The sequence below is a fragment of the Aquiflexum sp. TKW24L genome, from assembly GCF_023502205.1.
Classification (GTDB): Bacteria; Bacteroidota; Bacteroidia; order Cytophagales; family Cyclobacteriaceae; genus Cognataquiflexum.
The window spans coordinates 1-15,393 of the sequence record NZ_JAMFLG010000063.1 but is presented as its reverse complement, the minus strand read 5'-3'; the positions used below and the strand labels follow the sequence as shown (position 1 = coordinate 15,393).

Here is a 15,393-nt window from a genome sequence, read left to right as displayed (position 1 = left end):
CATTGTAACTTTTAAAAAGAATACCCCACCTGACTTCCTTTTTCGGGATCGAGTTCAATTTTGGCATAGACACCGATTTCCTGTTGGAGTTCTTCTACATGGGAAATGATGCCGACGATCCGGTTTTCGTGACGGAGTGACTTGAGGGTTTCGAAGACCACACGCAGGGCATTTCTGTCCAAAGCCCCAAAACCTTCATCCAAGAAAAAGAAACTCTGATCGGCTTGATTGAGGGATTTGACTTTTTCTGCCAAAGCCAATGCAAGACATAAGGAAGCCTGAAATGTCTGTCCGCCAGAAAGGGTCTTGAGTAATCGCTTCTTGCCGCCGTTGAGGTAATCCACCACCCAAAAAGTGTTGTTGTCGTCAATTTCCAAACTGAGGCTGTTTTTTGTGAGCTTTATAAACCTCAGGTTGGCTGTATTGCATAGTTCTTTGAGGTAAATTGTACTCACATACTTGACAAATCCGCTGCCCCTGAACAGGTTGTCCAATTCTTTGAGGTTGGATTCCCTGTTTTCCAAAACGCTGAATTCTTTTGCCAATTCTTGTTTTCTGTTCAGCTTGGTTTTGCTGTCTTCTATGTCCTGAACCAATAAGGTCAGTTCTTTTCTGAAACCTTCCAAGGCTGATTTTTTCTCCTGCAATTCCCCCAAAAGGAGCTCAAACGCTTCTTGGCTGAAGTCCAAGACACCGTCTTCTGCTTTGAGTTTGTCCAGATTGCTTTGGACCAAAAGCCTCCTGTCCTCATATTGGCGGATCTCCGCGTCGGTTTTGTCGGCATCCAAGGAATGATGATACAAGGCATGAAGATCGGACTCACTTTCAAATCCATGTGTCTTTTTCAGTGTTTCATATTGGCTTTCCAGCTCGGTGATTTTGACAATGGTCTTCTCTACCAGATCTCCAAAAGTTTTGAGATTTGCGAGGTTGGTGGATTGCTTCGCTCGGGTTTCCTGAAGGACTTTCCGCTTACCGTCTAGGTCTTGGATGGTTTTTTCGATGTCTTTTTGGACACTTAAAATTGTATTTTCGATGGTATCTGTTCCCTTATCGAAAAACGGTTTGGTGAATACAGGGTCTTTGATTTCATCCTTTTTGGCGGCAACAGTACTGTGCAAGGCTACCTGCTTTTGCTCGGCGGCGCGGAGCTGCTGTTCTTCTTTTTCCAAAAGGATTTTTCCTTCTTCTAGGCTTTTTCTGAATGCCTTAACATCTTGTGCGAGTTGGTCTTTGTGCTTCAAAGCCAGATCGGTATCTCCGATCAACTTGGAAAGACTTTCCTTCGAATTAATGTTTTTTGACTTCAGACTCCCCATCAGGGATGTCAATTGTAGCTTGGAATCTGCAAGTTCCTTTTCCTTGGCGGCAATGTTTTGAAGGTGATTTTCCTGACGGATTTGTTGCCCGGAAAGCTGTTGGGATAGGTTTACGGTTTTTTCCAAAAGCACCTTTGCCCCCTCTATTTGCTTGGAGACGTCATTCCACTCACTTTCTTCCTGACTAGCTGTGATTGGGTCGGGATGCTCAATTGCGCCACAAAGCGGACACGCTTCCCCGTCCTGCAAAAGATGGACATGAGCGGCAAGACCTTTTTTACTGAGCAGTTTTTCTTTGGCGTTTTCAAGGTTTTGGATTTGCTTTTTTTGGAAGTCAATCCAACTTCCAAGGCTGTCAAATCCTGATGGAATCTGTTTTTTGATCTCTAAAATAGCTGTATCCAAGCTTGTTGACATCTGCCTGAGCGAATTGAAGTCTTCTGTCAACTTTGCCAATTGGCTTTCCAGGTTGGTCCACTCTTTTGCTGCGCTTTTCAGGTTTGAGATTTCGTCTGTATCCGGAAGCTGTATGGCTTCGATTTTCGATTCTTTTTCTTTGATCAGATTTTCGAGATCCTTTTGGGATTTTTTCAGAGATTCGATATGCGGACTGAGTGTTTCTACCTGTTTTTCTGCATCCTTCAAAGCCGCTAATAAGCCTTGGATTTCGATTACCTTTTTGAGGTCACGGATTTTTGCTTCCCTATTTGGACGGTCGTCAGCTTTTATTTTGAGTTCTGCTTCCTGTTTTACTAGATCAGCAACTTCCACTTCATATGTTATTTTGAAATCAGAGCAGTTTATGACACTGACTTGGTATTTTTCTAATTCGATTTTAGCTTCTTTGATTTGATCCCAAACAGGCTTCAGGTAGGTTTTTGCTTTGAGAAAATCTTTCCAGATTGCTTTTTTAGCTTCGATCTCAGGTCTTTGGATTTCAAGTTTATTCCATTCCTTCTGACGTTCAATTAATTGGAGGTTTTTAATCTGAAGTGCTTCCTGTTTTTTATAGGTGGCTTCCAAGGTTTGGAAGGTCTTTTCCTCTTTTTCGAGGAAAATGGTTTTTTCAGAACGTAGATTTTCCTTGTCCTTCAATGCCTCGGGAGAATATTCTACCAAAGCCAAAAGCTGGGTTTCCAACCGGATTTTTTCTTCCCTCACGGCTTTGAGCAGGCTTCCTGTTTTTTGGGAAAGGTCAAATCTTTCCAAACCAAAAAGCTCCTTCATCATCTCCGCCCGTGGTCCGGGAGTCAGGTCAATAAATTCCCTGAATTTGCCTTGGGGAATGATGACAGTCTGCTTGAAATGCTCCTTTTTCATCCCAATGATTTTTTCACCATCATGATGTATCGGGATTAGGTTTTCTCCGTCTTTTTCATAAAAAGTATGCTCGGCCGGCCGGACCTCTTCAAAGTTTTTGGGATTTCTTTTGGCAGCATATCGGGCGAGGTAGTTTTTGGAATTGTTGTTGCCGCACTTGAATTCAAAATTGATCAACAGTGTTTCGCTTTGTAAGTTGAGCATGCTGTTCTTTTCTCCTCTATCAGAAAGCCGCTCGGTACTGCCATACAGTGCCAAGAGAATGGCTTCTAAAATGGATGATTTGCCGCTTCCCACCGCGCCAAAGATCCCAAAAAGACCCGCTCCTGTGAGCTGTTCAAACTCTACTGTCTGTTTCTCTTTGTAGGAATAAAGGCCTTCTATTTCGAGTTTAACTGGGATCATGGGTAATTATATAAATAGTTTGTTGGTGAAAGAGACCTGTCAGGTTTTTGAAATCTGCCAGGTGTGAATACCCTTGGAGGGTTGGGCTATTCTTGGCTGATGACTTCTTTAAAAATCCCGATCAGTTCCGCATTGGGTTCCTGGCCTTTTTCACTTTTGTAATACATGGTGAAAAGCGTGACCATGTCCTTTCCGAGGTCTTCGACTTTCAGGCTGAGACTTTCCTGACCTTGGGGATTTTTGATTTGGGGAATCAGGCTGACAATCCCATCGTGGGCTTTCATGATGGCTTTGCGCGTGGCGGCATCAATGGAATGCTCCGTGACAAAGGTGATTTCGACAAAGCAATAGGGGTTTTCCTCTAACCATTGCAGCGTAGCAGCAAGATCATCAAAGTTTTTTCTATAAAGAGGTCTTCCTTTTTCCAAACCAACAGTCTTGTAACTGACGGCTGTTCCCGGTTCAGCTTCAATGATAATGACCTGTTTTTGTTGCTCTGCTTCGCTGAAGGAGTAGGCGAGGGGAGAACTTGAATAGACCACCGGAAAGGGATTTTTTCCCACAGCATGGTAGCGGTGCAGATGTCCCAAAGCCGCATATTGGATTTGGCTTGGAATATTGTGGGTAAAGAGCGCTTGGGTGCCGCCGACGTGGAGGATGGGCCGCTCGGATTCCGGTTCGGGTTCGACAGGACCACCTTCTTTCATAAAAAAGAAATGTCCCATAAAGAGGTTTACTCCTTTGTCATCGCAGTAAGTGTCTGCGATTTTTCCCCATTTATTGGCCAAAACCTCCCTGAACTCAGCTTCTCTGTCACCTTCTCCCAAGTAGGTTTTCAGCAAAACTTCATTGGCATAGGGAGCAAGGATAACCCTGATGGGGAAATTGTATTTTTGGAGGCAGATTTCCACAAATCCCGGTTCGCTGCGGGTAATTTCGATGCCGTTGTCCAATTTACCTGTAGGAATGACGCTGTCGTACCTGCTGTAGAAAAAGATGCCCATTTCTCTCGCTAATGGATCCGGTGCTTCGACAAATTGCGTGCTGTCATGGTTGCCGGAGATGGCGATAACCGGTTTCTGTCCGTCTTTAGAGAGTTTTTTGAGGGTCTTGTATAGGAGTTCAACAGCCTCGTGGTTGGGATTGAACGTGTCAAAAATATCTCCTGCAAGCAGTACCAAATCCACTTCTTCCTGGTCTGCGATCTGGATGATTTCTTCCAAGACGAGCTTTTGCTCCTCCAACCTGGAAAATTCCTGGAGTCTTTTTCCCAAATGCCAATCCGCTGTATGGAGTATTTTGATCATGTTCAAATCGATTAATTTTAGAAAATTGTGGGCTTAGGCATTTTGAAAATTTATGCTAAATTAGCCTTTCTATTTTTGATAAAAATAGACGCTTAGTTTTTCCATTCCAAATGGAAACTTCGACTTTGACGGCAATTGGCACATTAATTGTTAAAATTGACGAGATGAAAATTAAAAACTGGGTACTTATTTTATTGATGGTGATGAGTCCGTTGCTGATTTCAGCAGGGGAATTAAAGCCAAATGAAGAAGATTCTCTGAAGATTCAGGAAGGTATTGCAAGTTATTATGGCCGTAAGTTTCACCTGAAAAGAACTGCCAATGGGGAGACTTTTGACATGGAGCGAATGACTGCTGCCCACAAAAACCTTCCTTTCGGAACCATGCTGAAGGTGACCAATCTCAAAAACGACAAAGTGGTTTGGGTCCGTGTCAATGACCGCCTTCCACAAAATTCAAAAAGAATCATAGACCTATCCCGCGCCGCTGCCACAGAAATCGGAATGATCAATGATGGACTTGCCAAGGTAAAAATCGAGGTGCCGGATCAGGGAACCATTCAATTTTTGATGAACCATTATCAGGAAAATACGCCGGAAGATATCAGGCTGAGGATCTACGAAGAACCAATCCTATTTGATAAAATGGATCTTTGTATGATAGGATTTGAGATCGATCTTGCTGAGAAGGTGGAAGTTTCGATTTGATTTTTTTAGAATAAATTTTTTTTAGTTACCTTTTCATAAACTTTTAAATTTTATGAAAAAGCAACATTCCTCTTTTGCTCTTATCTTTTTCAGCCTTTTTTTCAATTGTAGTCCAAAAACCGAAACCCAACAATTTCAATCCAATCCGCTCATAGTGATAGAGGATATCAATGAAAGGAAAGAAATGCTGTTTTCAGAAATAGGAAAGAACATTGAAATCATTCAGCTTGACAATGACTGTTTGATGGGACAAATCAACAAATTGGTTTATTCAGATAATAAATATTTTGCCTTGGATATTGACCAATGTGGATGCCTATGCTCATTTGACGCTAAAGGTAAATTAATCAAAAAGCTGGATTTGAAAGTTGACAGCAAATTTCAATTTGACGGTATTACCGAAATGTTCATGGTTGAGGGAAACTTGGTTGTTCATGACGTATCGAGAAAAACAAACTTCCATTTAAACGAAAATTTGGAAGTGTTGAAAACTGAGAAATTACCTTTCCAAGCAAATGCCATATTTCCATTTAACAGCAGTTGGTTGGTGTTTTTGAATTATATACAGCCTGAATACAAACATGATGTACTAGTTTACAGCCCGGAAAAAGAGGAAATAACGAATAATTTTCTTCCCATCCGGCAAGATGATTATGTGTATATCTATGAAGATCGCTCTACTTTTAGTTTAAATAAAGATGGGAAAGTCTATTTTTCGAGGGCATTTAATGATACCATTTATTCCATTGATCAGGATTTTAATTTCTCGCCTGTGTATTATTTAGATTTTGGCAGTTCAAAAACCCAGCCTGATTATCTTTCTAAAATTGGAGATGCCATGGATTTGATGCGAGATTTTAAGGTAGCAAAATATACTTTTCTCTACGGGAATCTACATTTTACACAAAAAGGAGATATTCTAGCCCAAGTACAAAAAGGAAATTCGGGACAAAACATTTTGATAGACACCAAGAAAAATGAAGCATTTCTGTTTGATAATTTCAAAGACGATTATATCACCGGATTGCCATTTCATTCTCCAATTTTTTCAAATGAAAAACATTTCATTTTTGAGGTTTCATCTGAAATCTTGTCTAATTCGGGGAGTTTGAGTGAAGATATCATTATGAGGTTTAATCCTTCACCAGAAAATAATTTTCTGCTTTTTTTGGTTGAAAAGTAAATCTTAGGGAAAATGTTTGCTAAACCATCAAAATAATTAAGAAATGTATCCCAAAAGCTTGTTTATTCCCACTTTACTTATTTTGTCATTATTTCTTTCATGTAAGAAAGATACCTCATCTGATCAGCCCATTTACATGGCTTTTGACGATGTAGAATATGTGCACGAATTTCCTCAAACATTCACACTTGAAGACGGGAAAACTCCTGAAATTGATGTAATCGGGATTCGCGATTTTAGGATATTTGACAGCATCATGGTCATGGGTACGAGCAATCCAGATGGGATATGGTTCTTTATTTCTCTACCGTCCTACCAAAAACTCGGGTCTTTTATGAAAAGGGGAGAAGGCCCACTCGAATTTATGCAAGGTCCCAGTACCTCAAATGAGGCAAGTTTTGTTCGTGAGCATGGACGTTTGTTGGCTTTTTTATATGATTTCCAAAAAGGGAAAGTCAAGGAGTTCGATATTTCCCAATCATTAAATGACGGAGAATTAGACCTAACGGAATTAGAAGCTTCGCTACCACCTTTTTTGTCTAATTTTATTATGGTAGACAGTGTCACCTATTTTACAAAAGAAATTGGTAACCGTGATACGCAGCAACTCCGATTCATATACAAAAAAGGTGAAAAAACTAGCTTACCGTTATTGGATAAACTTAATCAGGCAACTCTGAGAGAAGGTAGTGATTTCAACATTTTAGCAACCAATACAAAATTTAGCAATGTCCAAAATAGATTTGTAGAAGCACCGACGGGTTTAAATTATATAAACATTTATTCTCTTGATAGTACCTTGGCAAAAACGATTTGCATCGGGAAGGAATTAAGTAATATTTCCAAGATTCAAGAAGAATGGCCTCAATGGGATCGAAAATATGTCTTTATAAATAATCAAGCGTTCGATGATTTTTTTGGTGTAATCTATGTCAATGAAAGTTTTAAGGATTATGAGACAATCAAAAAACAACTACCTTCCATCATGTTGTTTGATTGGGAAGGGAATCCATTGGCTGAATTGAAAATGCAAAACCATTTTACCAATTTTGATATTGATTTCAAAAGACAGGAACTTTATACCTTTGATGCACATTCAGATGAATTTTTAAAGTTTGATATCCATGACATTTTAATATCACTCAAAGGACAAAACTGAAAAAAAGTCAGCCAATGTTTTCTCCCTAATCCTAAAAATGAGCTTGATTAATTAAAGTCATGGTGCTATGAGATAAGATTTTGCTTCAGGATTCGGGTTTAAACTTACTTTTTCAAACTTTTTAACATCTATCCTTTTGAATTTGTTTAATAACTTAGTTTATTGTAATCCTATTCAATAACCACAAGTAATATGCGTTGTGTTCCTATTTTATTGTTTGCTTTTGTATTGATAGTATGCGCTTCCTGCAAGGAAGAAAAAGATGAAAGTCAAGATCAGCCCTTGGAGGCCTTCCGCGGTGAAGTGGCTGCTACTCCTGTCCGGATAGCCAAAGCCGAGAAGCGGACCTTTGATTACCTGATCAATGCCTCCGGCAAAATCGAAGCCGCAGAGCAGGTCAAAGTCATTGCCGAGCGGCCGGGATACCTCATTGAACTTACCGTGAAAGAAGGTGAATTTGTTGAAAAAGGCAAAATCCTCGCCCGCCTCGATCAGACTGAAAGCCTGCTGAACCTCGAAAAAGCCAAAATAGAACTTAAGAATGCTGAAGTGAATTATAAGTCTGAGATCCTGAGCTTCGAAAGCATCATGAACAGCGGTGATTCTGAAAGGATTGCGCAGGTGCAGGAACAGCTTAAGGCAAAGAGCGGACTTTTTTCCGCTGAAATCGCCGTCAAGGAAGCACAGATGGACCTGGACAAAACGGTCATCAAATCGCCGATTTCGGGTCGCATTGCTGACCTGAAGTCCAAGCGTGGAAGCCTCGTCAAGTCAGGCGACGAAATGCTCGAAGTCATCAATACGGCTGCGCTCGAACTCAAAGTGAAAGTCCTGGAATCCGACATCAACCTTATTTCCCTAGGCCAAAAAGCCGAAATCCTTCCCGTCGGTGGAGGGGAGGGCATCAGCGGTTCGGTCAGGAGTATCAATCCAAAAGTGGATGAAAACGGACTTGTTCAAGTCAATATCCTGATCAACGGTGGCAAAGGATTGCTTCCCGGGATGAACGCACGTGCCATCATCCGCGCACCACAAAACAACAGCATCGTCGTACCCAAGCAGGCTTTGGTCTACCGTTCCGGCAGGCCTGTAGTCTTTACCATAGAGAAAGAGGAATCCAAATGGAACTATGTCGAAGTCGGCAAGGACAACGGACAGGAAGTCGAAATCCTCAGCGGGATTGAATCCGGGATGACCGTCATCACTTCCAATAACCTGCAGCTTGCACACCAGGCACCTGTACAAATCCTCAAAGACTAAGCGCTATGGTAAGGTTTTTATTGGCAAGACCCATAGCTGTGTTGATGGTTTTTTTGGCCCTGATGGTCTTTTCGGTTATCGTGTTCAGGACGCTTCCGATTTCACTTTTGCCTCCGATCGATGTCCCACAGATCGTCATCAAGGTCAACTATCCCAACGCTTCACCTGAGGCCATAGAGCAGAATGTGCTTTCCCCGATCCGGGAAGGCCTGATGACACTCAATGGGCTGGAAGATGTAGAAAGCAAAGCCGGAAGCGAAACAGGCACGATCCGACTGACTTTTGACTATGGCACCAAGATGGAACTGGCCTATATCGATGTCAATGAGAAGATCGACCGGCTTACAAATAGCCTCCCTTCGGACCTTGCCCGTCCCCAAGTGATCCGGATCAATACCAATGACATTCCTGTCGTCCGGGTGCAGGTCATTCCCAAACCGGGATTTGACTTTACAGAAATCAGTCAGTTGACCGAAAATGTCCTGAAGAAGAGGATCGAACAGTTGGAAGGGGTTTCCTTGGTCGATATCAATGGCAAAAAGGAGCGCATTATCACCGTCACCCCGGACAAAGCTGCCCTCCGTGCCCTTGGCATGACGGAAGACAATGTGATCAATGCCATCCAATTTGGCAATGAAGAACTTCCCGGGATCAGTGTGGAGGACGGTCAGTTCAGGTATTACCTGCGGTTGGCGACGAGGGTGGATTCTCCCGACGACATCATGAAGCTGCCTGTCACTTCCGACAAGGGCGTCACCGTAGATTTGGCTAGGGTCGCCACGGTACAATATGAGACGAATGAGGTTCTGGGACACCACCTTTTTGGCGAAAAAGAGGGATTGGTCATCACGGTGCACAAGCAGGCTTCCGCCAAGATGAACGAACTCCTTCCCAAGGTATATGAAGCCATAGAGTTGTTCAAAGCGGATTACAACCAAGTGGATTTTGAGCTGACGCAAGACCAATCCGTCCTGCTCAATGCCGGCATCAGCAACTTGCAGACGAGCTTGCTTTTTGGGGGATTGTTTGCTTTTGGGGTATTGTTCCTCTTTTTGGGCAATTACCGCATGCCGATCATTATCGGGATTTCCTTGCCGACTTCTTTGCTGATCAGTTTTCTGGTTTTTTACTTTTTCAAAATCTCGATCAATGTCATTTCCCTATCAGGTCTTGCCTTGGGTTTGGGGATGTTGATAGACAATGCCATCATCGTATTGGACAATATCACCCGAAAGCGGCTTGACGGATTACCGATATTTGAAGCCTGTGTACAGGGAGTCAATGAAGTCATGTCCGCTTTGGTCAGTTCGGTGCTGACGACCTTGGCGGTATTTATTCCTTTGGTGTTTTTGAGTGGGATATCCGGCGCTCTGTTTTTTGATCAGGCGGTTTCAGTGGCTGCGATTTTGGGGGTTTCCCTTTTGGTGGCGTTTATTTTCCTTCCGATGCTCTATCATTTTTTCTATAGAAAAAAGGCGGTTCAGGAAGAAAAAGGAGACGACAGCAGGTTTTTTAAGATCATTTTAAAAGGCTATAAAAGCCTGTTCAAAAAGGTTTTCAGTTATAAAAAACTCAGCTTTGGAATTTTCATTTTGCTGATACCTGCTGGTTTGGCATTGGGCTATCTGCTCCAAGTCGAAGGCTTGCCACCGATAGAGAAGTTTGATGCGGTAGTGGAGATCGACTGGAACGAACCGATCGGGGTGGCCCAAAACAAAGACCGGGTTTTGTCAATCTTGGAGGCCATGAAAGGCGCTTACCTGAAGTCAGAGACAGACCTTGGGGTAAGGCAGTTTTTACTTTTTGACGGGGAAAGTTCCCTGCAGGAAGCCAACCTCTATTTCCTATTTGAGTCTCAGGAATCCAAATCTGTGCAGATGCAAAGGTTGGAGGAATTGATTTTGGGCAATTATCCCAATGCCCAAATCTCAGTGTTGGATGCTCCCAATGCTTTCGATCAGTTGTTTGCTTCCAACATTCCCTTTTACGAAGTGAGATGGAAAGACCTGGCGACCAAAAAGCCGATCGAGGAAATTCGGATGGATGAATGGCTATCGGCATTTCCTGTGAAGGAATTTAGCCGAGGACCGGGATTACAAAAAGAAGCCTCGGTGATATTCAGGTTGGATGGTGGCAAACTCGCGCTCTATGGCATCAGTCCCCGCGACTTGCAGGAGCAGGTGAAGCAGCTTTTTGGGGTGTACCCGATTACAGACATCAAGCGGTTTGGGGAAATCACCCCGATCAAACTCAAGGCAGACAAGACCAATTTTGAGCAGATTCTCAACAATAATTTCCTTCGGGGAAAAGATGGTAACGAATACGCACTGAGCAATTTCATCAGTTTTGATTATGAAAACCATTACAAATTTGTCACTGCCGACAAGGGTGGATTGTTCCAATCGGTGATACTAGATTCAAAAAACCCAACGGCCTACAATGCCGAAATCATCAATTGGGCGGCGGATAAGAATCTGGGTGTGTCGTTTTTTGGGCAGTATTTCAAAGATCAGGAGCGGATCAAAGAATTGGTCGGCATCCTATTGGTTTCTGTTTTGCTGCTTTACTTTATTCTTGCTGCGCAATTTGAAAGTTTTATTCAGCCATTGATTATCATCGCTACTTTGCCTTTGGGGATCGGAGGGGCGTTTATCATCCTCTTTTTTACCGGAACTTCCCTCAATGTCATGTCGGCGATTGGCTTGGTTGTCATGTTGGGAATCATGGTCAATGATGCCATCCTGAAAATCGATACGATCAACAGATTGAAAGTCCAGTACAGCAATCTTCCCGGGAGGGATGCTTTGGATAAAGCCTTGTATGAAGCCGGACAGATCAGGTTGAAACCTATCCTGATGACTTCGATCACGACCATTTTGGCTTTATTGCCGGTGGTTTTCTCATCAGGTTTGGGTGCGGACTTGCAGCGGCCTTTGGTGTATTCTGTCATCGGCGGTCTGACCATCGGAACATTTACGGCGCTGTATTTCGTGCCGTTGGCTTATTGGTTTATTTCAAAAAGACGCAAGACATAAGACACAAGACATAAGACACAAGATTTGAGACATGAGACTTGGGGAATTGAAAATTATGAATTAAGAATGAGAAACTTAAAATTCAAAAACTTTAGTGTATGATAAAAATCCCGGGGGGTAATTGAAGTATATGTCTTTGGTATGGAGGTCTGTTTTCCTAACTAATAATATTAGACCTCTCCTGCCGTCGAGGTGACAAGTTTAAGTCTTTTGAATCTCTTGATGTTATAATTGATTCGGTTGCATCCATCCGAAAGACCCAAAAGGCAAGAGTAAAATGTTATTGAACCAAAAAAATAGGTAATACCTAAAAATGTAATAGTTAAAATGTTGTGAAGTTTATCAAGAAAGCCATAAATCTGACAAAGTCTCGCTCCCTGTTTCTCGGTTCTCGCTTCTCGTCTCTCGCTTCTAATGTCTCAAATCTCACATCTAAAATCTAAAAATTGACTCCCTTCCGCATCATCATATCGTTCATCGTTCTTGCCATCATTGGTTTTGCCTTGGTGCCGAGGCTTTCTGTGGATCTGAATCCACGGGAGCGTGAACCGGTATTGACGGTGAGTTTTGGGGTACCGAGGTCTTCTCCGGATCTGGTTGAAAAGCTGGCAACTTCCCCTTTGGAGGGCGCACTTTCCCAATTGGCAGATCTCAAAAAGATCAACTCTGTTTCCAATTACGACAGGGGATCGATCACCCTGCGCTTTGACAAGGAGACGGATATGGAATTCAAAAAATTTGAAGTCTCCTCCATCATCCGGCAGGTTTATCCGGGTTTAGATCAGAAGGTTTCCTATCCCTTGGTCACCCAAACTGCCGAGAGGAGGTCCGACCTCAAAACCCCGATTTTGACCTATTCTGTCAACGGTCCTTTTGCTTCTTTTGAGATCAAAAAGATCGCTGAAGATGTCATCAAATCCTCTCTTAATAGATTTGCGGAAATAGAAGAAATCACCGTCCGTGGTGCAAACGACCTGCAGCTTTTTGTTACTTACGACATCAAAAAATTGCAGGCATTCAAACTTTCCAAATCAGATATCGAATCCGTCATAGCCGGCTCATTCGGAAGATCATTTCCGGGTTCACTAGTCAATAACAGGGGAGAGACACTCTTTATTCAAGTGGACCGCTCCCTGCAGGATCTTAGCCAACTCGAAAACCTCCTGGTCACAACGAGAGAAGGAAAAGAGATTTACCTGAAGGATCTGGCGAGTTTGACTTTGGAGGAAGCCGAACCCAATTCCTTTTATCGCATCAATGGAAACAATTCGGTCACGCTCTCCATCATCAACCGTGACGGGGTCAACAAAGTCCTTCTTGCCAAAAACATCAAAGCTGCCATTGAAAGTACCAAACCTTTGCTACCTGCAGGATTTGAAGTAAGGCTTGAAAATGACGATACAGAGTTTCTGGAAAAGGAACTGAACAAGATCTACAAGCGCTCAGGACTATCGATTTTGATCTTGATTGTATTCATTTTTTTGATCAATAGAAACTTCAAGTACCTCAGCATTCTATTTTTAGGCATCATCGTCAATCTGAGTATTACAGGCATTATCCTGTATCTGATGAAGGTGGACATCCATTTATATTCCTTGGCGGGGCTGACGATTTCTTTTGGGTTAATCGTCGACAATGCAATCATCATGATCGATCACCTGCATAAGCACAAAAACAGGAAAGTTTTCGTGGCGCTGCTTGCGGCTTCGCTGACAACGATTGTGGCTTTGTTGATTGTGTTTTTCCTACCGGAAGACGACAGGAAAAACCTGACCGAATTCTCCGTGGTAGTTACTGTGATGCTGGCCGTTTCTCTGTTGGTTGCCTTGCTTTTCACCCCGGCGATGTATGACCTGTTATTCGGACATCAGGCACATAAAGGAAGGGTACTCAGTGTTGCACAACTCCGAAATAGGGTCCGGGCTTTTGGTATTTTCAACAGGAGTATTGGATTTGTGGCCAATTACCGCAAGACCTTTATAGTCTTACTTTTGCTACTCTTTGGAATTCCTGTATTCTTCCTTCCTGCCAAATGGGAGGGTCAGGAATGGTACAACAAAACCGTTGGATCGACATTGTATCAGGAAGAAATCCGGCCATATGTGGACAAGGCACTTGGGGGCTCGCTGCGTTTGTTTGTCCGTGGGGTTTTTGAAAAATCATCCTATCGCGAAGCCGAAAAGACAAGGCTTTACATTTCTGCCCGGTTGCCATTTGGCAATACCTTGGAGCAGATGGATTTTATCATGCGGGAATTTGAGGGATTTCTCAAAGGCGTGGAGGGCATAGATCAGTTTGTGACTTGGATCCAATCCGGTCAATATGCCCAAATCACCATCACTTTTAAAGAAGCCTATGAGAAATCGGCTTTGCCTTACCAACTCAAAGGACGGCTGTCGGTCAAGTCCACCGATTGGTCAGGGGCGAGTTGGCAGATCTACGGAGTAGGGCAAGGATTTTATACCGGATCCGGGGGAGAAGGCATCCCCCAATACAGGGTGACATTGAAAGGCTACAACTACGACGAGCTTGAAAGGCAATCTGAAGTACTAGCAGAAAAGCTTCTCCGGCACAAAAGGATCCAAACCGTGAATACCAATGAGCGATTGGGTTGGAATGAACAGAAAACAGAAGAATATGTGCTTCGCCTTGACCAAAGTAAAATGGCACTTGGCAATGCAAACCAATACCAAGTCATCAATGCGCTCAACAATGTCTCGCGGCCATCCGGTCCTTCGGCGTACCTTACTTTGGATGACAAAAACTATGGTGTCGTTGTCAGGGAAAAGGAATCCTCGGATTATTCCAAGTTTGACCTGGAAGAAAATAGCCTGATCGGTGGAGAAGATCAGGTTTTCAAAGTCAGCAACTTCGGAACGCTTACCAAAGAGACAACGACCAATGCGCTGCATAAAGAAGACCGACAATATATCCGTTTGGTGGCATTTGAATACATGGGTTCACACAAGTTTGGGAATGAATACCTGGACGAAGTCCTGACGGAGATGAAAGCCAATATGCCCATCGGCTACACGGCAAAAAAAGAAACCTGGAGTTGGGATTGGAACAAAGCCAAGCGGCAGTATAGCCTGATTTTGGTGTTGGTAGTTGGAATCTTCTTTATCTGTTCCGTTCTTTTTGAGAACCTCAAGCAGCCTTTTTTCATCATCATTATCATTCCGTTTTCATTTATTGGACTGTTTCTGATTTTCTCGCTTTTTGATTTTTACTTTGATCAGGGAGGTTATGCAGCTTTTGTGCTGCTTGGTGGCTTGGCGGTCAATGCGGCGATATTTATTGTCAATGACCTGAATAACCGGTCGATTGGGCTATACAACAGAAACGTCCTAAAAGCTGTAGCCGGAAAAGCAATGCCTATCATGCTGACTATATTGTCCACTTGCTTTGGCTTGATTCCATTTATCATGGAAGGGCAAAATGAGGTGTTCTGGTTTTCACTCGCCATCGGAACGATCGGAGGATTGGTGTTCAGTATTATAGGAGTTTTTGTGGCTTTGCCGGTGTTTTTGTGGAGGAAGAAAGGATGATTTTTCTCGCAAAGACGCAAAGGCGCAAAGGTTTCTATTTTTCCCGCAGAAAGTGCTTAAATTTTTTTCCCGCAGATAGCGCAGATCTACGCAGAAAGAATTCCAGAGAATAATTTTATTTGAATTGCTTTAGCTTTAGGCGAATTATTT

Annotated in this window: 8 protein-coding genes; 6 read left to right on the top strand and 2 right to left on the bottom strand. The window is 42.8% G+C overall.

The features are described 5' to 3' along the window. Positions 1–11: 11 nt before the first annotated feature. Positions 12–3,044, bottom strand: a complete 3,033-nt coding sequence (locus M3O96_RS21390; protein WP_249724923.1) for an SbcC/MukB-like Walker B domain-containing protein — start codon at positions 3,042–3,044, stop codon at positions 12–14. An 86-nt stretch (positions 3,045–3,130) separates the two neighbouring features. Beyond that, positions 3,131–4,351: a metallophosphoesterase family protein gene (locus tag M3O96_RS21385; RefSeq protein WP_249724920.1), complete on the bottom strand. Its 1,221-nt coding sequence runs from the start codon at positions 4,349–4,351 to the stop codon at positions 3,131–3,133. A gap of 164 nt (positions 4,352–4,515) precedes the next feature. Here M3O96_RS21385 and M3O96_RS21380 point away from each other — a divergent pair, with 164 nt between their 5' ends. The 6 genes from M3O96_RS21380 (at position 4,516) to M3O96_RS21355 (ending at position 15,243) form a co-directional block, all read left to right on the top strand. Further along, on the top strand, positions 4,516–5,058 hold the full coding sequence (locus tag M3O96_RS21380) for a septal ring lytic transglycosylase RlpA family protein (protein WP_249724917.1): 543 nt from the start codon (positions 4,516–4,518) through the stop codon (positions 5,056–5,058). Between the two features lie 52 nt (positions 5,059–5,110). Then, entirely contained in the window at positions 5,111–6,241 is a 1,131-nt protein-coding gene (locus M3O96_RS21375) for a DUF4934 domain-containing protein (protein ID WP_249724914.1), read from the top strand. A 43-nt stretch (positions 6,242–6,284) separates the two neighbouring features. Next, the gene (locus M3O96_RS21370) at positions 6,285–7,400 is read left to right on the top strand and encodes a BF3164 family lipoprotein (protein WP_349630868.1); all 1,116 of its coding nucleotides are present in this window, start codon (positions 6,285–6,287) and stop codon (positions 7,398–7,400) included. 192 nt (positions 7,401–7,592) lie between these two features. After that, the gene (locus M3O96_RS21365) at positions 7,593–8,660 is read left to right on the top strand and encodes an efflux RND transporter periplasmic adaptor subunit (RefSeq protein ID WP_249724911.1); all 1,068 of its coding nucleotides are present in this window, start codon (positions 7,593–7,595) and stop codon (positions 8,658–8,660) included. Between the two features lie 5 nt (positions 8,661–8,665). Then, entirely contained in the window at positions 8,666–11,695 is a 3,030-nt protein-coding gene (locus M3O96_RS21360; protein WP_249724907.1) for an efflux RND transporter permease subunit, read from the top strand. 446 nt (positions 11,696–12,141) lie between these two features. Continuing rightward, positions 12,142–15,243: an efflux RND transporter permease subunit gene (locus M3O96_RS21355; RefSeq protein WP_249724904.1), complete on the top strand. Its 3,102-nt coding sequence runs from the start codon at positions 12,142–12,144 to the stop codon at positions 15,241–15,243. Positions 15,244–15,393 lie beyond the last annotated feature (150 nt).

Coding starts and splice junctions, on each gene's coding strand:
- M3O96_RS21390 (WP_249724923.1), bottom strand. CDS start 3,044: ATGATCCCAGTTAAACTCGAAATAGAAGGCCTTTATTCCTACAAAGAG.
- M3O96_RS21380 (WP_249724917.1), top strand. CDS start 4,516: ATGAAAATTAAAAACTGGGTACTTATTTTATTGATGGTGATGAGTCCG.
- M3O96_RS21375 (WP_249724914.1), top strand. CDS start 5,111: ATGAAAAAGCAACATTCCTCTTTTGCTCTTATCTTTTTCAGCCTTTTT.
- M3O96_RS21365 (WP_249724911.1), top strand. CDS start 7,593: ATGCGTTGTGTTCCTATTTTATTGTTTGCTTTTGTATTGATAGTATGC.
- M3O96_RS21385 (WP_249724920.1), bottom strand. CDS start 4,351: ATGATCAAAATACTCCATACAGCGGATTGGCATTTGGGAAAAAGACTC.
- M3O96_RS21360 (WP_249724907.1), top strand. CDS start 8,666: ATGGTAAGGTTTTTATTGGCAAGACCCATAGCTGTGTTGATGGTTTTT.
- M3O96_RS21370 (WP_349630868.1), top strand. CDS start 6,285: ATGTATCCCAAAAGCTTGTTTATTCCCACTTTACTTATTTTGTCATTA.